The organism is Paracoccus sp. S3-43 (assembly GCF_029027965.1).
GTDB lineage: Bacteria > Pseudomonadota > Alphaproteobacteria > Rhodobacterales > Rhodobacteraceae > Paracoccus.
In genome coordinates this window covers 2850544-2871850 of the sequence record NZ_CP119082.1, presented here as the reverse complement: position 1 = coordinate 2871850, position 21307 = coordinate 2850544, and the positions used below count along the sequence as shown (strand labels likewise).

Annotated in this window: 22 protein-coding genes; 8 read left to right on the top strand and 14 right to left on the bottom strand. The window is 69.5% G+C overall.

What is annotated here, in order from left to right:
• Nucleotides 1-9: 9 nt before the first annotated feature.
• Nucleotides 10-2127: an OmpA family protein gene (locus PXD02_RS14855; protein ID WP_275104604.1), complete on the bottom strand. Its 2118-nt coding sequence runs from the start codon at nucleotides 2125-2127 to the stop codon at nucleotides 10-12.
• Between the two features lie 62 nt (nucleotides 2128-2189).
• Nucleotides 2190-3128, bottom strand: a complete 939-nt coding sequence (gene ubiA / locus PXD02_RS14850) for a 4-hydroxybenzoate octaprenyltransferase (RefSeq protein ID WP_275104603.1) — start codon at nucleotides 3126-3128, stop codon at nucleotides 2190-2192.
• Between the two features lie 13 nt (nucleotides 3129-3141).
• Here ubiA and PXD02_RS14845 point away from each other — a divergent pair, with 13 nt between their 5' ends.
• Both PXD02_RS14845 and PXD02_RS14840 read left to right on the top strand, forming a co-directional pair.
• Nucleotides 3142-3858 carry a 16S rRNA (uracil(1498)-N(3))-methyltransferase gene (locus tag PXD02_RS14845; protein ID WP_275104602.1) on the top strand — a complete coding sequence of 239 codons (717 nt, stop codon included), beginning with the start codon at nucleotides 3142-3144 and terminating at the stop codon, nucleotides 3856-3858.
• Nucleotides 3859-4052: 194 nt separating this feature from the next.
• Complete coding sequence (locus PXD02_RS14840; protein ID WP_275104601.1) at nucleotides 4053-4247, top strand: DUF1127 domain-containing protein; 195 nt, start codon at nucleotides 4053-4055, stop codon at nucleotides 4245-4247.
• Nucleotides 4248-4329: 82 nt separating this feature from the next.
• Here the strand turns inward: PXD02_RS14840 and PXD02_RS14835 are convergent, their stop codons facing one another.
• From PXD02_RS14835 to fsa, 7 genes are all read right to left on the bottom strand, one after another.
• The gene (locus tag PXD02_RS14835) at nucleotides 4330-4584 is read right to left on the bottom strand and encodes a DUF982 domain-containing protein (RefSeq protein WP_275104600.1); all 255 of its coding nucleotides are present in this window, start codon (nucleotides 4582-4584) and stop codon (nucleotides 4330-4332) included.
• A 102-nt stretch (nucleotides 4585-4686) separates the two neighbouring features.
• Nucleotides 4687-4893, bottom strand: a complete 207-nt coding sequence (locus PXD02_RS14830; protein WP_126153077.1) for a cold-shock protein — start codon at nucleotides 4891-4893, stop codon at nucleotides 4687-4689.
• Nucleotides 4894-5055: 162 nt separating this feature from the next.
• The gene (locus PXD02_RS14825) at nucleotides 5056-5928 is read right to left on the bottom strand and encodes a 50S ribosomal protein L11 methyltransferase (RefSeq protein WP_275104599.1); all 873 of its coding nucleotides are present in this window, start codon (nucleotides 5926-5928) and stop codon (nucleotides 5056-5058) included.
• Nucleotides 5928-6503 (bottom strand): peptide-methionine (S)-S-oxide reductase MsrA, encoded by a 576-nt coding sequence (gene msrA, locus PXD02_RS14820; protein ID WP_275104598.1) that lies wholly within the window; start codon nucleotides 6501-6503, stop codon nucleotides 5928-5930. The genes PXD02_RS14825 and msrA overlap by 1 nt, the downstream gene beginning before the upstream one ends.
• A 57-nt stretch (nucleotides 6504-6560) precedes the next feature.
• Entirely contained in the window at nucleotides 6561-7490 is a 930-nt protein-coding gene (locus PXD02_RS14815) for a tyrosine recombinase XerC (RefSeq protein ID WP_275104597.1), read from the bottom strand.
• A complete protein-coding gene (locus tag PXD02_RS14810) occupies nucleotides 7487-8182 on the bottom strand; it encodes a DUF484 family protein (RefSeq protein ID WP_275104596.1) in 696 nt (231 codons plus the stop codon). Before PXD02_RS14810 ends, PXD02_RS14815 begins: the two co-directional genes overlap by 4 nt.
• A 31-nt stretch (nucleotides 8183-8213) precedes the next feature.
• Nucleotides 8214-8870: a fructose-6-phosphate aldolase gene (fsa, locus tag PXD02_RS14805; RefSeq protein WP_275104595.1), complete on the bottom strand. Its 657-nt coding sequence runs from the start codon at nucleotides 8868-8870 to the stop codon at nucleotides 8214-8216.
• Between the two features lie 107 nt (nucleotides 8871-8977).
• On the opposite strand from fsa, the gene PXD02_RS14800 reads away from it, so the two are divergent.
• Nucleotides 8978-11179, top strand: coding sequence for a primosomal protein N' (locus PXD02_RS14800; protein ID WP_275104594.1), 2202 nt, complete (start codon nucleotides 8978-8980; stop codon nucleotides 11177-11179).
• An 11-nt stretch (nucleotides 11180-11190) separates the two neighbouring features.
• On the opposite strand, the gene PXD02_RS14795 is transcribed toward PXD02_RS14800, so the two are convergent.
• The 4 genes from PXD02_RS14795 to PXD02_RS14780 all read right to left on the bottom strand — a co-directional run bounded on the left by PXD02_RS14795 (nucleotide 11191) and on the right by PXD02_RS14780 (nucleotide 14631).
• A complete protein-coding gene (locus tag PXD02_RS14795) occupies nucleotides 11191-11820 on the bottom strand; it encodes an NAD(P)-dependent oxidoreductase (protein ID WP_275104593.1) in 630 nt (209 codons plus the stop codon).
• A gap of 25 nt (nucleotides 11821-11845) precedes the next feature.
• Nucleotides 11846-12799, bottom strand: a complete 954-nt coding sequence (locus PXD02_RS14790; protein WP_275104592.1) for a lytic transglycosylase domain-containing protein — start codon at nucleotides 12797-12799, stop codon at nucleotides 11846-11848.
• A 13-nt stretch (nucleotides 12800-12812) separates the two neighbouring features.
• Nucleotides 12813-13655 carry a hypothetical protein gene (locus PXD02_RS14785; RefSeq protein ID WP_275104591.1) on the bottom strand — a complete coding sequence of 281 codons (843 nt, stop codon included), beginning with the start codon at nucleotides 13653-13655 and terminating at the stop codon, nucleotides 12813-12815.
• A gap of 127 nt (nucleotides 13656-13782) precedes the next feature.
• On the bottom strand, nucleotides 13783-14631 hold the full coding sequence (locus PXD02_RS14780) for a L,D-transpeptidase (protein ID WP_473092031.1): 849 nt from the start codon (nucleotides 14629-14631) through the stop codon (nucleotides 13783-13785).
• A gap of 355 nt (nucleotides 14632-14986) precedes the next feature.
• Here PXD02_RS14780 and PXD02_RS14775 point away from each other — a divergent pair, with 355 nt between their 5' ends.
• Genes PXD02_RS14775 through dxs form a run of 5 tightly spaced genes read left to right on the top strand, consistent with a single transcriptional unit; the run spans nucleotide 14987 to nucleotide 20591 of the window.
• Nucleotides 14987-16627, top strand: a complete 1641-nt coding sequence (locus PXD02_RS14775; RefSeq protein ID WP_275104590.1) for an MFS transporter — start codon at nucleotides 14987-14989, stop codon at nucleotides 16625-16627.
• Nucleotides 16627-17547 (top strand): histone deacetylase family protein, encoded by a 921-nt coding sequence (locus tag PXD02_RS14770; RefSeq protein WP_275104589.1) that lies wholly within the window; start codon nucleotides 16627-16629, stop codon nucleotides 17545-17547. Before PXD02_RS14775 ends, PXD02_RS14770 begins: the two co-directional genes overlap by 1 nt.
• On the top strand, nucleotides 17544-17780 hold the full coding sequence (locus tag PXD02_RS14765; protein ID WP_275104588.1) for an exodeoxyribonuclease VII small subunit: 237 nt from the start codon (nucleotides 17544-17546) through the stop codon (nucleotides 17778-17780). Before PXD02_RS14770 ends, PXD02_RS14765 begins: the two co-directional genes overlap by 4 nt.
• Complete coding sequence (locus tag PXD02_RS14760; RefSeq protein WP_275104587.1) at nucleotides 17780-18640, top strand: polyprenyl synthetase family protein; 861 nt, start codon at nucleotides 17780-17782, stop codon at nucleotides 18638-18640. Before PXD02_RS14765 ends, PXD02_RS14760 begins: the two co-directional genes overlap by 1 nt.
• 34 nt (nucleotides 18641-18674) lie before the next feature.
• Nucleotides 18675-20591 (top strand): 1-deoxy-D-xylulose-5-phosphate synthase, encoded by a 1917-nt coding sequence (dxs, locus tag PXD02_RS14755; RefSeq protein ID WP_275104586.1) that lies wholly within the window; start codon nucleotides 18675-18677, stop codon nucleotides 20589-20591.
• A 38-nt stretch (nucleotides 20592-20629) separates the two neighbouring features.
• Here dxs and PXD02_RS14750 read toward each other — a convergent pair whose 3' ends face one another.
• The gene (locus PXD02_RS14750) at nucleotides 20630-21301 is read right to left on the bottom strand and encodes a hypothetical protein (RefSeq protein ID WP_275104585.1); all 672 of its coding nucleotides are present in this window, start codon (nucleotides 21299-21301) and stop codon (nucleotides 20630-20632) included.
• Nucleotides 21302-21307: the final 6 nt, after the last annotated feature.

Below are 21307 nucleotides of genomic sequence, written 5' to 3'. Positions count from 1 at the left end.
GGCTTGCGGTCAATCGGCGGGGGCTGACGCCGCGTCCGGCCGGGGCGAGGGGCGGGGCGTGTCCGGGGTCGGCGTCTGGACCGGCAGCCTAATGTTTTCCTCGCGTTCGTCCAGCGTCTGGAAGACCTCGCTGGCGCCGACCGTGGCGGGGGCCGTGGGACCGGCGGTGACGCGCGGCATCTGGGGCCCGAACAGCTGCGGCGGGGCAGGCGGCTGCATGGGACCGATCGGATCCGCCGGGGGCTGGTCGGCGGGGGCGGGTTCGGCGGTCACGCCCGACAGGGTGACGGGCGGCGGCAGCGGCGTGCCGCGCACCGGGTAATCCGACAGCAGGCGGAATTCGATGCGGCGGTTTTCCTCGCGGCCTTCCTCGGTCTCGTTGGTGGCGATGGGCTGGCTTTCGCCATAGCCCCGCGCGGTCATGTTCGCCACGTCGATCCCCGCCCCGGCCATGGCCGCGACCAGGGCCTGCGCCCGGCCGCGCGACAGGTCGGCGTTGAAGCCCTCGGACCCCTGCGAATCGGTATGCCCCCCGGCCTCGATCTGGAAATCGGCGCATTCGGCCATGACCGAGGCCAGCCGGTCCAGCGTCGGCGCGGGATCGCCCGCGATGGCGGATTTCGACGGCTCGAAGCCGATCTCGGATTCCGACATCACGATGTTCAGCCGGCGCACGCATTCCGCCCCGTCGGGCAGGTTCAGCGAGGCATCCAGCCTGCGGTCATAGCGGATCGACAAGTCATAGGCCGCGCCCGGACCCAGCCGTTCGGACAGCCGCGCGGCCGCCGCTTCGGCCGCCCCCGGATCGCCCGAGGTGCCGGTCACCCGGATCAGGTCGGGCGTGACCTGGACGCTGCCGGTTTGCAGGATGTCCAGGGCCTCGATGGCGCCGATGACGCGCACCGTCCAGCCCTGCGGCACCTGGGGGTTGTCGGTCAGGTCGGCCTGCACGGACGGGAAACGCGCGCGGGCCAGGCTGTCCACGGTCTCGGCCATGCGGGGGTCGCTGATGGCGCCGCGCATGGTCAGAACCTGCGCATCCGACAGGGTGGCGGTGAATTCCGCCGGGCCGGGGGCGGTGGCGTCCGGCGCCTGTTCCAGCGTGGCTTGCAGCGAAAAGTCCGGCGGCAGGGCCTGCTGCAAGCGGGCCACGGCGGCATCGAAGGCGGGCTTTTCGACCGAGGGCGGCGCGGTCAGCGCCACATCCGCATCCGACAGCGTGACCGCGCCCCGGCCCAGATCGGCCACCGCGCCGATCGCCGCCACGGCCGCGTCGGCCCAGTCGGGCGACGGCGATCCCAGGCCCAGCGTGCAGGCGGGCACGCCCGCCGCCTGCGCCGCCGCCACGATCCTGTCGCGCCCCTCCTCGGTCTCGGCCGCGCAGGCTTCGAACCGCGCGCCGTCCTTGTCCCGGACGAAGCGCAGGGTGAAGGGCGCGATCACCGGGCGGGGGGCCGAGATATCCGTGACCAGCGTCACCCCGTCGGGCAGCCCGCGCCGCAGCGCGGTCTCCAGCCGTCCCTTGTCGTCGCGGCTGTCGGCCAGCGCGGAAATCGCCACGCTGCCCGGCTGGATCGAGATCTTGGCGCGGGGCGCCATCTGCGCGGCGCGCAACCCGTATCGCAGCGCCGCGTCCCATCCATGGGGCACCGCATAGTCGGCGGTTTCCAGCAGGTCGGTGACGGAAGGGGCGGCGGTGTCGCTGCGAAGCCCCCGCAGAAGGCCCGCCCGGTCGGTCGAGGCCGGAACCAGCCCGATCAGCGAGATGTCCCGGTCGTTTCGCAGCAGTTCCACCTTGAACTCCGGCGGCGTCCCGCCATCTGCCGAGGCGACCGTCATGCGGTCCAGGACGCGGGACGGATCGACGGCGCTGCCCGCCTGGGTCACGGCACGAAAGCGGTCGACCTCGGTCGGGGCGGTGCCGGTCAGGCGGACCTGCAAGCCGTCGGTGGCGACCGTCACCCAGTCCTGGCCGGATGCGGCAAGCGCCTGTTCCACATCCTGCCGCGACCGGTCCTCAAGGTAACGGGCGGCGGCATCGGCGCCCAGCCAGCACAGCCCGCCCGCGGCGGACAGGGCAAGGATCGCGGCGACCGGCGGCAAAAGCCGCCTGCGGGATGACGCCATGGGGCATGACCTTGGGCTGTTTCCTGAACGCGGGGTGTAGCCTCAGGCGGCGGTCCGCGCAATCAGACCAGCCCGGCCAAGGCGAGAAACAGCGCAAGGATCAGCCCGGCGTCGCGGTTCGACCGGAACAGCCGCAGGCAGACAGCGCCCTGATCCGGCTGGAAATTCCGCAACTGCCAGGCCAGATGCAGGGCGAACCCGGCAAGCCCGGCATAGGCCATCAACAGATTGCGACCCGTCAGCGAGATCGCCACCGCCAGCAGCAGGACCGTCAGCACCGCAAAGCCCGCCAGGATGCGCGGGCTGTCGTCGCCGAACAGCCGGGCGGTGGATTTCACGCCGATCAGGGCGTCGTCCTCGACATCCTGATGGGCATAGATGGTGTCGTAGAAGATCGTCCAACTGATCCCCGCCAGCCAGGCCACCACCGGCGCCAGGTCGACCCGGCCCATATGCGCGGCATAGGCCAGCATCACCCCCCAGTTGAAGGCCAGCCCCAGGAACAGCTGCGGCCACCAGGTGAACCGCTTGGCAAAGGGATAGATCGCGACAAGCGCCAGCGACGCCACCCCCATCCAGATCGCCGCCCGGTCCAGCGTCAGCAGGATCGCCAGGCCCACCAGCCCCTGCGCCGCCAGCCACAGACAGGCCCCGCGCAGCGTCACCTGACCGCTTGGCAGGGGCCGCGACCGGGTGCGCGCCACCTTGTCGTCGATATCGCGGTCGGTGATGTCGTTCCAGGTGCAGCCCGCCCCGCGCATCACCAGGGCGCCCACGCCGCAGGCCGCCGCGATCCACAGGTCGGCCCAGCGGGGGGCGTCGGTCATCATCGCCAGCCCGATCCCCCACCAGCAGGGCAGCAGCAGAAGCCACGTCCCGATGGGCCGGTCGGCGCGCGACAGGCGCAGCCAGGGCCTCCAGGCCGGGGGGGCGGCGGTGTCGACCCAGTTTCCCTTCGGCGCGTCGATGACGGCGTCTGGTCTTTCGGTCCGGCTTTGCATAGCGTCTGTCCCCATGGCAAGGATCAGGCTGTTCATAGATCACCCGCTGGGCAGGGGACAACCCGTCCCGCTGGACGCCGCGCAGGCGCATTATCTGGGGGGTGTCATGCGCCTGTCGCCCGGCGCCGTGATCGAGGTCTTCAACGGCCGCGACGGCGCCTGGTCGGCGCGCATCGCGGCGGCGGGCAAGCGCGGCGGGTCGCTGGACGTTCTGGAACAGACCGCGCCGCAGCGGAACCCGCCCGACCTGTGGCTGGTCTTCGCGCCGATCAAGAAGGCGCGCACCGATTTCATCGTCGAGAAGGCAGCCGAGATGGGCGCCGCGCGGATCCTGCCGGTGCAGACCGATTTCACCAATTCCGAACGCATCCGCCAGGACCGGCTGCAAGCCCATGCGGTCGAGGCGGCCGAGCAATGCGGCGGCACCTTCGTGCCCGCCGTGGCCGACCTGGCCTCGCTGCCGCGCCTGCTGGACGGCTGGGACGCGTCCCGCCGGATCCTGTGGGCGGACGAGGCAATGGCTGGTCCCGCGGACACCCTGGCCGGTCTGCCGCGCGGTCCCTGGGCGATCCTGATCGGTCCCGAGGGCGGGTTTTCCGACGCCGAACGCGCCCGGCTGACGGCGCTGCCCTTCGTGAGTCGCATCAGCCTGGGACCGCGAATCCTGCGCGCCGACACGGCTGCCGTAGCGGCACTTGCGCTGTGGCAGGCGGCGTTAGGGGATTGGTAGGAAACGATTGCTGCAATGCGGCATTCCGCTGCGCAAAAGCGACATTCTGGTCGATTCAAGGCTTTCTCAATCTGCAATCCGCGCATAGCCGCCTTGCTCGGCCAACGGCTACTCTTAACAGGTTGCCCAATCTATATCCTGCTGCATGAAGCGAATGCCCGATGGTCGGGCACTTCTGAAACAGGTGATGAAAAATGTCGACGATGGAACTGAACCGCAGCCATGCTGTTGGGGGCGTTGGCAATGTCGCTGCGAACTTCTTCTCGATGCTGAGCGCGTGGAACGATGCCCGCGTGACCCGTCGTGAACTGAACCGCCTGTCGGATCGCGAGCTGGACGATATCGGTCTGTGCCGCGGCGACATCGAGCGGATTGCGCGCGGCTTCTAAGCCAGCACCACCGGTCAAGATGAACGAACCCCCAATGCGGATGCAGAGGGGGTTTTTTCTTGTCTGGCGAGTCCCGCCGGGATCAGTGCGGCTTGGCGACGGCTTGGAATCCCGCCGACCGGGCGGCATGGGTAAAGGCCCGTCGCGCCGTTCCGACCGGGGTCATGCAATGGGCCGCCGCATCCAGCATCTGCGCGGCATGGCGGCGCTGAACGTCGTCGACCGGCCATTTGCGGTCCAGCCAATAGGCGGCGGTTTCAAGGGTGGAAAAGGTCTTCACCTCGCCATCGGGCGAGATGACAAAGGACAGGGGCTTGCCCCAGTTTATTTCTATCAAAACGGATCTTTCATGGAATTCATCCGATCCCGCGCCAATGCGTCCGGTGATCGGGAAGGGAGGCAGCCAGTGCTGCCGCCCGATTTTCAGTGCAGAGGCGACTTAGGCCAGTGCCAGGTTCGTCGCCGATTCGCGGCCGTCGCGGCCACGTTCCACGTCGAAGGTCACGGCCTGGCCGTCCTTGATCTGCTGGAGGCCGGCGCGCTCCACTGCGGAAATGTGCAGAAACACGTCTTTGGTGCCATGTTCCGGCTGGATGAAGCCGAAGCCTTTGGTGGCGTTGAACCATTTCACGGTGCCATTGGCCATCGTGATATCTCCTGTCATGTATGCCACCCGCGAGATTGCGGTGGCGCGGCCCAGTCGTCGCAAGAACATCTGAAGCCGTGAAGCAGACAGAAGGTCGAAGGAAGAACATCAGCCACCGCTACATAGCCGATCGCGGCCGGTTTTTCAAGTCCGCCGTAGCGGTCAGGATCGCCGCGCCAGCGTCAGCGCCGACCAGTCGCCCAGATCGTCGCGCCGGTCCAGGTCAAAGCCCTGCGCGCCATAGACTTCCGTCACCTCGTCCGCCTGGGTGGTGAGGATGCCCGACAGGATGATCCGCCCGCCCGGCGCGACCATCTGGGCCATCTGCGGGGCCAGATCGATCAGCGGCTGCTTCAGGATATTGGCCAGCACCAGATCATAGGGCGCGTTGTCCTCCAGCATCTGATGGCCGAAGCCCGCGGCCTCAAGGCAGATCACCCGGCCGTCCAGCCCATTCGCGATGACATTGGCGGCCGCCGTGTCCACGGCCACCGCGTCGATGTCGCCGGCCAGAACCGTGACCGGCCACAGCCGCGCGGCCGCCATCGCCAGGACGGCGGTGCCGCAGCCGATATCGACGATGCGGTGGGGCTGAAACCCCTGCACGGCCAGCCGGTCCAGAGCCTCAAGGCAGCCCTTGGTGGTGTCGTGATGGCCGGTGCCGAAGGCCATCGCGGCCTCGATCCACAGGGCCTCGACGCCTTCGGGCACCTTGTCGGCATCGTGGCTGCCATGGACGAAGAACCGCCCCGCGCGCACCGGGGTCAGTTCGCGCCGCACATGCGCCACCCAGTCCACCTCGGGCAGTTCGGACACCGCGAAGGGATTGGCGCCATGGACGGCCGCCAGCAGGGCAAGCCCGATCTCGTCGGGGCGTTCGGTGAAATAGACGCCGACCTCCCAGCGGTCCGACCCGTCCTCGATCTCGAAGACGCCGGTGCCGACGGGTTCGGGATCCAGAGCCTCGCAAGCCTCGGCCAAGGCTTCGGCGGCCTGGCGGCCCCGAACATGGGTCAGCGCGGTAAAGGTGGTCATCAGATCGGATCCGGGTTGGGCAGGCTCGCCTCTACCCCGGTGCCCTTCAGGCCGCAATAACCGTCGGGGTTTTTTTCCAGATACTGCTGATGCGCGTCATGGGCGGGCCAGAAGGGGGCGGGGCCGACGATCCGGGTGGTGATCTTGCCGAAACCCGCCACGGCCAGGCGGTTGTCATAGTCGATCTTCGACGCCTCGGCCGCCGCGCGCTGGCTGTCGGTGAAGACCATGATCAGGCTGCGATACTGGTCGCCCACGTCGTTGCCCTGGCGGTCGCCCTGAGTCGGGTCGTGGTTTTCCCAGAACAGTTGCAGCAGGTGGTCATAGCTGATCTTGGAGCTGTCATAGACGACGCGCACGACCTCGGCATGGCCGGTGGCGCCGGACCTGACCTGCTCATAGGTCGGGTTCTCGGCGGTGCCGCCCGCGAAGCCCACCTGCGTCAGCCAGACGCCGCTCTGTTTCCAGAACAGCCGCTCGGGGCCCCAATAGCAGCCCATGCCGAAGATCGCCTGGTCAAATCCCGCCGGGATCGGCGCGTCCATCGGCCGGTTGAAGATCGCATGTGTGGTCATGGTGTCATCCTTCTGATCGGGCAGAACAAACGCGGCGGGGCGGGGCGGGGTTCGACCCTAGCCGCGCGGATGCGCGGCCTGATAGACCGCCATCAGATGGGCGTCGTCCACGCCGGTATAGACCTGCGTGGTGGACAGGCTGGCATGGCCCAGCAATTCCTGGATGGTGCGCAGGTCGCCCCCCGCCGCCAGCAGATGCGTGGCGAAGGAATGGCGCAGCGCATGGGGCGTGGCGGTCGGCGGCAGGCCCAGCGATGCGCGGACCTTCTGCATCGTCCCCTCGATCGCGCCGGGCGACAGCCGCCCGCCGCGCACGCCGCGAAACAGCGGCCGGTCCGGCGCAAGCTGCCAGGGGCATTGGCTCAGGTATTCGGCCACCGCGTCGCGGGCCACCGGCAGGACGGGGACAGGACGCTGCCGCCCGCCCTTGCCGGTGATGGTCAGGCTGTCGCGGAACGGCCAGTCCGCGCCGTCCAGGTTCAGCGCCTCGGAGATGCGCAGCCCGCAGCCCCACAGCAGGGTCATCACCGCCGTGTCGCGGGCCGCGACCCAGGGGGTGTCGTGCTGGACGGCGACCATCTCCAGCGTCTCCCGCGCCTGGTCGGGGGTCAGGGGGCGGGGTAGGGACCGGGTGTATTTCGGGCTGCGGGTGGACAGCGCGGCGGACAGGTCATGGCCCTCGCGGTCGGAAATCCAGCGCAGGAAGCTGCGCACCGCCGATTGCCGCCGCGCCAGCGACCGCGCGCCCAGGCCCCGCGCGCGCTCGGCGGCGGCGAAGGCGCGCATGTCGGTCTGGCGCAGAGCCCCCAGCGATTTCGGCGTCGCGGGCTGGCCGTGATGGCCGCCCAGGAATGCAAGGAAGGCCAAGAGGTCGCCGCGATAGGCGCTGACGGTGTGGCCGGACCGGTCGCGGGTCGCGGCCTCGACCTCCAGCCAGCGGGACAGGGCGTCGGCCATGGCGGGGGCCAGGGCCAGCGGCGCGGTCATCCGCGCAGCCGCGACAGCAGCACCAGCCGGAACACCTGGGCGAAGAAGCGCAGCAGGTCGGTGCCGTGGGCGGGCATGAAGCGGGACGCGTCGCCGCTGCCCATCAGCAGCATGGCGCGCGGGCGCCGGGCGCCCAGGTCGATGGGCAGCATCGCCTCGGACGCGACCTGGCGGCCGTGCAGCGGCTGGGTGATGGGCGAGGCGGGGCGCAGCACGATGTCGTCGCCGCGCGGCGTGCGCCGGCCGGCGGCGATGATCCGGCCGATGGCGCCTTCGGGAACGGTCACCGCGTCCTCGGGCAGGCCGGGGATGGCGGGGGCGGGTTCGACCACCAGCCGCAGCGTCTCGATCCGCAGCAGGGGGGCGATGTCGGATTGCAGGCTGTCCACCAGCTCGGCCAGATCGGCCGATTCCAGCAGCCCGATCACCGCGCGGTGGATGACCGCCGTGCCCGACTGGTTGTCATAGGCGGCGGCGATCACGCTTTCATGCTGGCTTTCCAGCCGGTCGAGGCGCGATTCCAGCACCTCCATCGCGCGGCCGCGAATGTCGATGACATTGTCGCCGACCTCGGCCTCGCGGGCGGCGACAAGCGCGCGCATCAGGTCGCGGTCGGCCAGGATGACGCCGGGATCGGCCAGAAGCCTGTCGCGCGTTTCCGAATCCAGAATCGCCTGCTGGTCCGCCGTCATGCCTGTCCCGCCCTATACCTGTTTCTGTGCGTTATCCGCCGATCTTCTGACCGGTCTTGGCCCAGTCGGCAGTGAACTGCTCAAGCCCCTTGTCCGTCAAGACATGCTTTGCCATCGACTTGATGACGGCAGGGGGCGCGGTGATCACGTCGGCGCCGATCTTGCCCACCTCGACGATATGGTTCACGGACCGGATGGATGCGGCAAGGATCTGGGTCTCGTACCCATAGTTGTCATAGATCTCGCGGATGTCGGCGATCAGGTCCACGCCATCCAGGCCGATATCGTCCAGCCGACCGATGAAGGGGCTGATGAAGGTCGCGCCCGCCTTGGCGGCCAGGATCGCCTGGGCGGCGGTGAAGCACAGCGTCACGTTGACCATGTGGCCTTCGTCGGCGAAGGTCCGGCAGGCCTTCAGCCCGTCCCAGGTCAGCGGCACCTTGATGGCGATGTTCTTGGCGATCTTCGCCAGGTGACGGCCCTCGCGGATCATGTCCTCGGCCGTCTCGGCCACGACCTCGGCGCTGACGGGGCCGTCGACCAGGGCGCAGATCTCGGCCGTCACCTCCTCGATGTCGCGGCCGGCTTTCAGGATCAGCGACGGGTTGGTGGTCACGCCGTCGACCATGCCCAGGTCGTTCAGTTCGCGGATGGCATCCACATCGGCGGTATCAAGGAAGAATTTCATGGCCAGGCTCCCCAAGGCGGTTCGCGGGGGTGATAGCGCAAAACCCCGCCCGCCGAAAGGGGCAGGGCGGGCTTGCAACGGGCGCGGGGCGGGGTTTTATCAGGGCGATGAAAAGCCCCCACGCCTTTTTCGCCGCGCGCGACCGCATCGCCGTCCTGACGGTCGAGCCGGTGGGCGTGCTGGATTACCTCGCGCCCGAGGACGGGGTGGCGCAGGGGCAGCTGGTGCTGGTGCCGCTGGGACCGCGCCGGGTGCTGGGCCTTGCCATGGGGCCGGGGACGGGCGATTTCGACCTGGCCAAGCTGCGCCCGGTTGCGCGGGTGCTGGATGCCGATCCCTTCGACGCGCGGTTCCTGGAGTTTCTGACCCGCGCCGCCGAATACACGCTGACGCCGCTGCCGCTGATGCTGCGCATGGCGACCCGCGCGCCGGATCTGGACCAGCCGCCCGCCGCGCGGCGGGTGATCGTGCCGGGGGGCGCGGCGCCGTCGCGCATGACCGAGGCGCGAGAGCGCGTGATGCAGGTCGTGGCCGATCACGGCGGGGCCAGCTTTGCGGCCTCGGAACTGGCGCAGCTTGCGGGCGTCGGCACGGCGGTGGTCAAGGGCCTGGTCGCGGCGGGCACGCTGGCCGAGATCCAGGCGCCCCGCGACCTGCCCTATCCGCGCCTTGACCCGTCCCGGCACGGCAAGCCGCTGGATGCCGACCAGCAGGCGGCGGCGGACGCCCTGCGCGCGGCCCTCGGGTCGGGCGGATATGGCACCACCCTGCTGCGCGGCGTCACCGGGTCGGGCAAGACCGAGGTCTATCTGGAAGCCGTCGCCGAATGCCTCTCGCGTGGCCGTCAGGTGCTGGTCCTGCTGCCGGAAATCGCGCTCTCGGCCGAATTCCTGGACCGGGTCGAGGCCCGCTTCGGCGCCCGCCCCGGCGAATGGCACAGCGGCATCACCCGCACGGAACGCCGCCGGTTGTGGCACATGGCCGGTCGCGGACAGGTCGGGCTGGTCGTCGGCGCAAGATCGGCGCTGTTCCTGCCCTTCCGCGACCTGGGCCTGATCGTCGTCGATGAGGAACACGACTCCAGCTACAAGCAGGAGGATGTGGTCTATTACAGCGCCCGCGACATGGCGGTGCTGCGGGCGTCGATCAACGGGGCGCAGGTGGTGCTGGCCTCGGCCACGCCGTCCCTGGAAAGCTGGGCGAACGCGGCCAGCGGCAAATACCGGCGGCTGGATCTGCGGTCACGCTATGGCGCCGCCGAACTGCCCGACATGGCCGCCATCGACCTGCGGGCCGAGGAGATGGCCTCGAACCGCTGGATCTCGCCCACGCTGGCGGCGGCGGTCGAATCGCGGATCGTCCGGGGCGAACAGTCGCTGCTGTTCCTGAACCGACGCGGATTCGCGCCGGTGACGGTCTGCCGGGCCTGCGGCGAACAGATCGCCTGCCACCAATGCGACGCGCGGATGGTCGAACACCGCTTCCAGAACCGCCTGGTCTGCCATCAATGCGGCGAGACGCGCCCGATCCCCATCGCCTGCCCCTCTTGCGGGGTCGAGGGCAAGCTGGTCCCCATCGGTCCCGGCGTCGAACGCATCGCCGAGGAGGTCGCGGCCCGGTTCCCCGATGCCAAGGCCACCGTCCTGTCCTCTGACCTGTTCCAGTCCGCCCGCGCGCTGAAGGACACCATCGCCGAGATCGCGAATGGCGACACGCAGATCATCATCGGCACGCAGATCGTCGCCAAGGGCCACAACTTTCCGCGCCTGACGCTGGTCGGGGTGATCGACGCCGACCTGGGCCTGCAAGGCGCCGACCTGCGCGCCGCCGAGCGCAGCTTCCAGCTGATGCGGCAGGTGGCGGGCCGGGCCGGGCGGGTGTCCGGCGCGGCGCCGGGCGTGGCGCTGCTGCAAACCCACCAGCCCGATCACCCGGTGATCCGCGCGATCCTGTCGGGCGAGGACGAGGCCTTCTGGAACGCCGAGGCCGCCGCCCGCCAGGCCACCGGAATGCCGCCCTTTGGCCGTCTGGCGGGGATCATCCTGTCCCATCCCGACCTGGGCGTGGTCAGCGACTTCGCCCGCCACCTGGCCGCCCATGCCGCGCCGCTGGAACAGGCGGGCGCGCAACTGTGGGGACCGGCGCCCGCGCCCATCGCGCGGATCCGGGGTCGCAATCGGATGCGGATGCTGGTCCACGCCCCCCGCCAGGCCCCGGTCCAGGCCGCCATCGCCGCCTGGCTGGCGCCGCACAGGCCGCCGACGAATTTGCGGCTGGCGGTGGATATTGATCCGCAGAGCTTCCTCTGAGGCCAGCCGGTTCAGGAATGCCCGATGAACGGCTTCTCGCGGATGAAGCTGGCCTGTTCGAGGCTGTCGAGGATGAACCGCGCGACCTCGGCACGGGTGATCGAGCGCAGTTGAAGCCCCCCTGGAATATCGGTGTGGATCTGCAACGGCCCCGATCCTTCCCTAGCGGCAAAGGGCGCGGGCCTGACGATGGTCCAGTCCAGGCCGCTTGCTTCGATGATCGCCTCTTGTCGATCCTTGTCGGCATAGCGGTCGCGGGTAAACAGCGGAAAGATGACGCGGTTGTAGAGCCAGCCGCCATGGCCCCGGCTGTCCCCGGCGCCGATCCCCGTCACCGCCACCAGGCGCCGCACCCCGGCCGCCGTCATCGCCGCCACGACCGCCTTGGCGGTATCCGAGAACAGGGTGGTCTTGCCCATCCTGTCGATGCCGGTGCACAGCACCACGGCATCGTGGCCGGCGACATGGCCGCGCAGGAATGCCTCGTCCGTCGGCGAACCGACGATGACGTCGACGCCCTCGGTTTCGGTCAGCCTTGCGGCGCCACGGGTCTGCGCGGTGATCCGGTGCCCCCGCGCGACGGCTTGCTGCAACAGGGACGATCCCACCCCGCCCGACGCGCCCAGAACGAACAATCGCATGACCACCCCCGATGATTGATGCCGGTCAGTTCCTCAACACGATGCACCGCCCGCCCAACTGCTTGAACCGGTTGCAGAAGGCCGCGGCCTCGCGCCGGCTGTCCCAGCCGATCTGGGCGGTATAGACGGCGCGCGGCATCCCCGTCAGTTGCTTCCTGACATAGCCCACCTGCTTGTCGCCCAGGATCGGGCGCAGGCTGCGGTTCAGGCGGGCGACCTGGCTGATGGCGCCCGACTGGTTGGGATGGCTGGCCACGATCACGCCCCAGGGAAAGACCTTGGGCTGGACCATGAATTCGCGCAGGCGGCGTTCGCCCGCCAGCTTTTCACAGGCGGGGCGGAACGCCATGTCGGGGTGCAGGGCCAGCTTCAATTCGCCCGCCGGGGGCGGGTTGTCGCGCCAGCGCAGCGCCTCGAACCCGGTGATCGCGGCGACGTAATCCTGGGTTTCATAGGGCAGCCCGCCGGTCTTGCCGATGAAGCGGGCGGCGCGGTTTTCCCCGCCGTTATAGGCGACGGCGGCCAGGCCGATATTGCCGAACATGTCGGTCAGGTGGCGCAGATACCAGGCGGATTTGTGGATCGCCTGGGCGGGGTTGAACGGGTCGTGCAGGTCGTAGAGATCGGCGGTCCCAGGCATGAACTGCGCGATGCCAAGCGCGCCCACGGGGCTGATCGCGCCCGGCTCGAAGCGGCTTTCCTTCCACAGCAGCCGGGCCAGGAAATTCGGATCCAGCCCGCGTTCCGCCGCATTCCGCTCGATCAGCTTGCAGACATCGGCGGCATAGTGGTCCAGCCGCACGCAGTCGCGCCCGTCATCGGTGCAGCGCAGCGTTTCCGACTGGCGGACGGGCGGGCGCCCGGCCAGGGCGTCCACGGCGGGAAAGGCCTGCGCGGGCAGCGCCAGCACCGCCAGGGCGGCGGCGGCCCGTCCCATCCGGCCGACCGCGCGGCGGCAAAGGGCGATCGGTCCCGTCATCCCCGGATCGGGATCAGGCGGCGTCCAGGGGGTCGGCGGCACGCGACTTGCCCGCCTTGCCCTTCCCGGGCTTGTCCTTATCCCCCTTGGCCTTGTCCTTCTTGGTCTTGGCTCCATCGGCCTTGGCGGCCTTTGCGGCGGCTTTCTCGGCCTTTTTTTCGGCCTTCTGGGCGGCCTTGGCCGCATCCTTTTCCGCCTTGCGCGCAGCCTTGCGGGCGTCCTTCTCGGCCTCTTTCGCGGCTTTGCGGGCGGCCTTGTCCTGGGGTTTCCGATCCGTGTCGGCCTTGTCCGCCACGACCGGCTGCGCCAGGGCAGGGGCGGCGGATTTGGCCGGGGCGGGCGCGGCGGTCGGCGCCACGGGGGGCTGCGACGCGGGTTCGGCGGGGGCGACGGTGGGGGCGGTGGCGGTGGCGGTGGCGGGCTTTGCCTTGGCGATGCGGCGCGATCCGGTTCGCAGGTCGGCCTTGCGCATCTCGGCCTTTTCGCGGCCCGCAGGCTTCCGGGCCGGAGAGGCAGGCTTGCGCCGGGCGGGCTTGGCGGCGGGCTTGGCGGCGGCAGGCTTCGGCTTCGCGGCGGCACCTTCCGCCGCCGTGCCCTGACCCCCCTGCGCGGCCTGACTGCGCCTGCGCCGTTCCGCCTTGGCCCGTCGCAGGGCCGCCGCCAGGACATCCGCCGCCGCGACCTGACCGTTCTCGCCCCTGGGTCCGGCCTGCCCCACGGCCCTGTCCAGATCGGCGATCAGCCGGGACAATCCGGGATCGTCCAGCGTCCCGAAGGCCGCGCCGCGGCTGTTTTCCGTCAAGGCCCGCTGTTCAGCGGTCAGCAGTTCCTGTTCCAGCTTGCTATAGTTGGGCATCGCTTCATCCTTGCCGCGGGCCTGATTTCGCGCGGATTTTGCGGAAGATCTGCGGGATTTGCAAACGGAAAGGCCCCGGCGCGGACCGGAGCCCTGGGGGGCCTTGGCAGGGCGGGGCGGCGCGGCGTTACCGGACCGCGCTTTCCACCGGCGAGACGGTCGTGACCGGCGCGCCGTAGGGCGTGGCGATGGTCGTGACCGCATAGGGATCGGTCACCTGCGCGGTGGCCGGGGCCGGGGACGCCGTGGCCGTCGGCGCCTGTCCGGCGGGCACCACATAACCCTCGGGCGTTTCGGTCATCGGCCCTTCATAGCGGATGCTTTCCGCCTGGCTGCGGACATGGACCGTGGTGCCGGTGCTGACCTGCGCAAACAGGTCGATGATGTCCTGGTTGAACAGCCGGATGCAGCCGGCCGAGGTCGCCTTGCCGATGGACGACGGGTCCATCGTGCCGTGGATGCGGTAATAGGTGTCGCGCCCGCCTTCGTAGAGATACAGCGCCCGCGACCCCAGCGGGTTGTGCATCCCGCCCGACAGCCCGCCCGAGAACTGCGCGTAAAGGTCCGGCTGGGTGCGGATCATGTTGTCGGTCGGGCGCCAGCTTGGCCAGGCCGCCTTGCGCGCCACGGTCGCGGTCCCCGCATAGCCCGTGCCCGCCCGGCCCACGGCCACGCCATAGCGCATCGCCTGGCCGCCCGGCTGCACGTGGTACAGCACGCGGGCATAGGGATCGACGACGATGGTGCCCGGCGCTTCCGGTCCGTTATAGGCGACCTGCTGGCGCTGGTTGCGTTCGTTCAGATAGGCGGCGCGGACGGCGGGAATCTGGATCGGCTCTCCGTTCGGGCCGGTATCGGTCCGCGCCTGATAGGTCGGGGGCACCGTGGGATTGGCCAGCGTGACCGGCTGGCTGCTTCCACATGCGGCAAGCCCCAGGGCAACCGCCGTGAACAGGGTCACAAGACGCATCATCATGTTCCTTCATGGCATCCGGCGGCCTGTCGCGGGCGCCGGCAGCATCCAAGATTTCGTATGAATCGCCCAGGCCCGTCGGGACGTGGGGTGATTCGCGCTGGGGTTCATCAGCCCGTCACAGACAGGGGTCGTCAAGCCTTGCGCCCCGGCCGGGATCGAAGCGGGGCGCGGGTTGTGGCGAAAGGGCGGCAGTTTGATCAAGTTCGGCTGACGGCGGAACAAATTCGCGTTTGTTTTGGTTTCATCGCCATGGAAAGAAGCGCGTCTGCCCCTGTCGTCCTCCCCCACATTGCCCCACATTGCCCCCTCGCGCGCCGCTGGCTAGGGTGACGGAAAGCCCAAAGCGACCGTATCCGTGACCCAGCAGCCGCCGCCCTCCCGTCCCTCTGCCCTTGCCCCGTTCCGCCACCGCGACTTCCGCCTGTTATGGAGCGCGACGCTGGTCTCGAACTTCGGCGGGCTGGTCCAGGCCGTGGGCGCGGCCTGGTTGATGACGCAACTGACCGACAGCGCCACGCTGATCGCCCTGGTGCAGGCGTCGAACACCCTGCCGATCATGCTGCTGGCGCTGGCCTCGGGCGCGCTGGCCGACATCTTCGACCGCAAGGCGATCCTGCTGTTCGCGCAATGCTTCATGGGCGTGGTGTCGGTCCTGCTGGCGGTCGTCGCCTGGCAGGGCTGGCTGACGCCCTGGCTGCTGCTGGCCTTCACCTTCCTGATCGGGGCGGGGCAGGCGCTCTATAACCCGCCCTGGCAGGCCAGCATGGGCGATCTGGTGCCACGCGCGGACCTGCCCGCCGCCGTCACGCTGAACTCGGTCGGCTTCAACCTGATGCGCAGCGTCGGGCCTGCCGCCGGGGGCTTCATCGTCGCCGCCTTCGGCGCGGCGGCGGCCTTCGCGGTCAACGCGCTCAGCTATATCCCGCTTCTGGGCGCGCTGCTGCGCTGGCGCCCGACCATCGCCCCGCGCACCGCCCCGCCCGAGGCGTTCCTGCCCGCCGTCGCCGCCGGGCTGCGCTATGTCTTTCTGTCGCCGAACCTGATGAAGGTGATCCTGCGCGGCGCGCTGTTTGGCTTTGCCGCCGTGTCGATCCTGGCGCTGCTGCCCCTGGTCGCCAAGGCCCACCCCGAGGGCGGGTCGATGCTGTTCGGCGGGCTGCTGGGCTGCTACGGCATCGGCGCCATCGCGGGTGCGGCGCTGAACCCGCGCATCCGGGCGCGTTTCGACAATGAAAACATCGTGCGCATGGCCTTTGCGGGTTTCGCCCTGTCCGCCGTCGTGCTGGGCCAGACCCAGAATGTCTGGCTGCACGCCTTGGCGCTGCTGCCTGCTGGGGCCTCCTGGGTGCTGGCCCTGTCGCTGTTCAATGTGACGGTGCAGCTTTCGACGCCTCGCTGGGTCGTGGCCCGCGCGCTGGCGCTGTATCAGACGGCGACCTTCGGCGGCATGGCGGCGGGATCCTGGGCCTGGGGCGCCGTCGCGGGCGCGCATGGCCTGGGCGAGGCGCTGACGGCGGCAGGCATCGTGCTGCTGGCGGGGGCGGTGATCGGGTTCTGGTTCAAGGCGCCCGATTTCGGCACGGCCGATCTGGAACCCCTCAACCGGTTCCGCGAACCGGCGCTGCGGCTGGATCTGCGGGGCCGGTCGGGGCCGATCATGGTGATGGTCGATTACCGGATCGCGCAGAAGGATACGACCGAATTCCTGCGCCTGATGCAGCTTCGCCGGGGCGTGCGCCGCCGCGACGGGGCGCGCAACTGGGCGCTGCTGCGCGATCTGGAACATCCCGACCTGTGGTCGGAAAGCTATCACCTCGCCACCTGGGACGAATATGTCCGCCACAACCTGCGCCGCACCAGGTCGGAGGCCGAAATCACCGTCGCCCTGCGCGCCCTGCACCAGGGCGAGGGCGATCCGCTGGTTCACCGCATGATCGAACGCCACAGCGTCGGACCCGAGGACGACCTGCCCCTGATCGGCAAGATGGAGGTCTGATGACAACCGCCCTGTTCACCCATCCCGACGCCGAGCGCCACATCACCCCGCCCGGCCATCCCGAACAGGTGGCCCGCCACGCCGCGGTGAGCGACGCGCTTGCCGACCTGCCCCTGGACCGGCGCGAGGCGCCCCGCGCCGATGAGGCCGAGATCCTGCGCTGCCACCCGCAGACCTATCTGGACCGCATCCGCGCCGCCGTCCCGGACGAGGGCTGGCGGATGCTGGACGCCGACACGCATCTGTCGCCGGGCAGCCTGGATGCCGCCCTGCGCGCGGCGGGGGGCGCGGTCGCGGCGGTGGACGCGGTGCTGGCGGGGGATGCGGCGAATGCCTTCGTCGCCATGCGCCCGCCCGGCCATCACGCCGAACGCGAAAAGCCGATGGGCTTCTGCATCCTCGGCAATGCCGCCATCGCGGCCAGACGGGCGCTCGACCATCACCGGCTGGACCGGGTGGCGGTGCTGGATTTCGACGTGCATCACGGCAACGGCACGCAGGATCTGCTGTGGGACGAGCCCCGCGCCTTCTTTGCGTCCACCCACCAGATGCCACTTTATCCGGGCACCGGGGCGGCGGCGGAACGTGGCGCGCATAGGCAGATGGTGAACCTGCCGCTGCGGCCCGGCTCGGACGGCGCGGCGGGGCAGGCGGCCTGGCGCGACATCCTGGCCCGCGCCTCGGACTTCGGGCCGCAACTGGTGATCGTCTCGGCCGGGTTCGACTCCCATGCCGCCGATCCCTTGGCGCAGCTTGAATGGGGCGATCATGATTTCGCCGCCATCACCCGGATGATCTGCGATATGGCGGCGGATCTGTCGGCCCCGGTGGTATCCTGCCTGGAAGGTGGCTATGATCTGGCCGCTTTGGGCCGGTCCGTCCGCGCCCATGTCGAAGTGCTGCTGGAGGCCGGAACATGAACGACATCGCGACCATGAGCTTCGAGGAAGCCATGAAGGAGCTGGAGGCCACGGTCGGCAAGCTGGAAACCGGCGACGCGACGCTGGACGATTCGATCCGCCTTTACGAACGCGGCGCCGCGTTGCGCGCCCATTGCGAGAAACGCCTGCGCGAGGCCGAGGACCGGGTGGAAAAGATCACCCTTGCCGCCAATGGCCAGCCCACGGGGACGGAACCGGCCGAGGGGCTGTGATGCAATCCCGACTGGACGCCGTGAAGGCGCAGGTGCAGGCCGCGCTTGACCGGGCGATCGGCGCCCTGCCTTCGGGCGACCTGCGCGACGCGATGGGTTATGCCTGCGCGGGCGGCAAGCGGATCCGGGCCTTTCTGGTCATGGAATCCGCCCGTCTGCATGGCGTTGCCGATGCCGCCGCCCTGCCGGTCGCGGCAGCGGTCGAGGCGCTGCACGCCTATTCCCTGGTCCATGACGACCTGCCCGCGATGGACAACGACGACCTGCGGCGCGGCCTGCCCACGGTGCATGTGAAATGGTCCCAGGCCACCGCGATCCTGGCGGGCGACGCGCTGCAATCGCTGGCCTTCGGGCTGCTGGCCGATCCCGACATCGGCGATGCCGCCACGCGCCGCCTGGTCGCGGCCTTCGCGCAGGCGGTCGGCGGGGCGGGGATGGTCTGGGGGCAGGCCCTGGATATTGCCGCCGAAACGGCGGCGCGGCCGCTGACGCTGGACCAGATCACCGAATTGCAGGGCGGCAAGACCGGCGCGCTGATCCGCTTTGCCGCTATGGCCGGGCCGCTGATCGCCCATGCCGATCCCGCGCCGCTGGCGGCCTATGCCGATGCGGTGGGGCTGGCCTTCCAGATCGCCGACGACATCCTGGACGTGACCGGCAACGAAGATGTGACCGGCAAGCGCGTCGGCAAGGACGCCTCGGCTGGCAAGGCCACATTCCTGTCCCTGCTGGGCCTGGACGGCGCGCGGGCCGAGGCGGCGCGGCTGGTCGCCGCCGCCGACGCCGCGCTGGCGCCCTATGGCGGGGCCGCCGGGAACTTGCGCCACTTGGCGCGTTTCGTTATCGAACGCGACACCTGAACGCCCGCCCCCTGCCTGCACAAAGGGCCAGCCCATGACCGACCTGACCAAGACGCCGATCCTCGACCGGGTGCGGCTTCCCTCGGACCTGAAGGCGCTGAGCGACCGGGAACTGCGCCAGCTTGCCGACGAGTTGCGGTCCGAGACCATCAGCGCGGTCAGCGTCACCGGCGGGCATCTGGGCGCGGGGCTGGGCGTCGTGGAACTGACCGTGGCGCTGCACGCGGTGTTCGACACGCCGCGCGACAAGATCATCTGGGACGTGGGCCACCAGTGCTATCCCCACAAGATCCTGACCGGGCGGCGCGACCGGATCCGCACCCTGCGCATGGGCGGCGGGCTGGCGGGGTTCACCAAGCGCGCGGAAAGCGCCTATGATCCGTTCGGGGCGGGCCATTCCAGCACCTCGATTTCTGCGGCATTGGGCTTTGCCGTGGCGCGCGATCTGGGCGGCGATCCGGGCGATGCCGTGGCGGTGATCGGCGACGGCGCCATGAGCGCGGGCATGGCCTTCGAGGCGCTGAACAATGCGGGCCATCTGGGCAAGCGGCTGATCGTGGTGCTGAACGACAACGAGATGTCCATCGCCCCGCCGGTCGGCGCGCTGTCGTCATACCTGACCAGCCTTTACACCCGCGCGCCCTTTCAGGATCTGAAGGCCGCTGCCAAGGGTGCCGTGGGCCTGCTGCCGCCGCCCTTCCAGGAAGGCGCGCGCCGGGCCAAGGAAATGCTGAAGGGCATGGCGATCGGCGGCACCCTGTTCGAGGAACTGGGATTCTCCTATATCGGCCCGGTCGACGGGCACGACCTTGACCAGCTTCTGCCGCTGCTGCGCACGGTGAAATCGCGCGCCACCGGGCCGGTGCTGATCCATGCGGTGACGAAAAAGGGCAAGGGCTATGCCCCGGCCGAGAATGCCGCCGACCGGGGCCATGCGACGGGCAAGTTCGACATGGTGACGGGCGTTCAGGCCAAGGCGAAATCGAACGCCCCCAGCTATACCGCCGTTTTCGCCAAGGCGCTGATCGACGAGGCCGGGCGTGATGACAAGATCGTGGGCATCACCGCCGCCATGCCCGACGGCACGGGGCTGAAGCAGTTCGCCGAGCGTTTCCCGCGCCGGACCTTCGACGTGGGCATTGCCGAACAGCACGCGGTGACCTTCGCGGCGGGGCTGGCTGCGGGCGGAATGAAGCCCTTTTGCGCGATCTATTCGACTTTTTTGCAGCGCGGCTATGACCAGGTGGTCCATGACGTGGCGGTCCAGAACCTGCCCGTGCGCTTCGCCATCGACCGCGCCGGGTTGGTGGGGCAGGACGGGCCGACCCATGCCGGGGCCTATGACATCGCCTTTCTGGCGAACCTGCCCGGCATGGTGGTGATGGCCGCCGCCGACGAGGCCGAACTGATGCACATGGTCGCCACCGCCGCCGCCCATGACAGCGGTCCCATCGCCTTCCGCTTTCCGCGCGGCGAGGGCACCGGGGTCGAGATGCCGGAACGCGGCCAGGTGCTGGAGATCGGCAAGGGCCGCATCGTCCAGCAGGGCAAGGGCGTCGCCATCCTGTCCTTCGGCACCCGCCTGTCCGAGGCGTTGAAGGCCTCCGAATCCTTGGCGGCGCGCGGGATCAGCCCGACCGTGGCGGATGCCCGTTTCGCCAAGCCGCTGGACCGCGACCTGATCCTGCGGCTGGCGGCAGGCCATGATGCGCTGATCACGCTGGAGGAAGGGGCGGTCGGCGGCTTCGGCAGCCATGTCGCGCAATTGCTGGCCGAGGAGCGGGTCTTCGACAGCGGCCTGCGCTTCCGCTCGATGGTGCTGCCGGATCGGTTCGTCGATCACGACGCGCCGTATGCGATGTATGACAGCTCGGCCCTGAACGCCGCCCATATCGAGGCGAAGGTGCTGGAGGTGATGGGCGTGGTGCAACTGGCGGGCAGGACCGCCTGAACGCCGCGCCCCGGATGCGGGGCGCGGCCTGTCTGGTGTCAGCGCGTCTTGCGGCGGCGCAGCGCGCCCATCCCGACGACGCCGGCGGCCAGCAGCGGCAGCGTCGCGGGCAGGGGAACCGGCGCCGGGGCGGGCATGTCGGCCAGCACGAACGAGGCGTTGTCGATATAGCCGTCGTTATTGGTGCCGCCGCCGACCCGGACGGACTCGATGGCAAAGCGCAGCAGGGCGGTGCTGGCGGGCAGGAAGCCGGTCAGTTCCTGATAGTATTTCCCGCCCGCATGGATGAACAGATCCCAGGGCATCCCCGTGTCGGGATAGATGTCGCGGGTATCCAGCGCGGCAAAGCCCATCAGCGTGTTCGCGCTGTCGAAGAAGGACACCGACAGGATCGAATAGTCGCGCTGCCCGTGCCAGCCGAACATGTCGGCCGAGAAGGCATAGCCCAGCCGTCCGGTCTGGGTCTTGGCGCGTTCCTCGGTGCTCAGGGCATAGTCCTGAGAGATGGAATGGGTCGGACCCGCGCCGGGAAAGTAATAGCTGCCGGTGTCGATCCAGGGATCGGCGATCCGGGTGGAATAGCTGCCGGTCCAGCCGGTCGTGTTGTTGTCGAAAGTGCCGTTGACGATGACGCTGGCGGCGGAAACGGGGGCCGACAGGACGGTCAGGACAAGCAGCGGCGCGGCGGCGCGCAGGATCGGATTGAACATGGTATC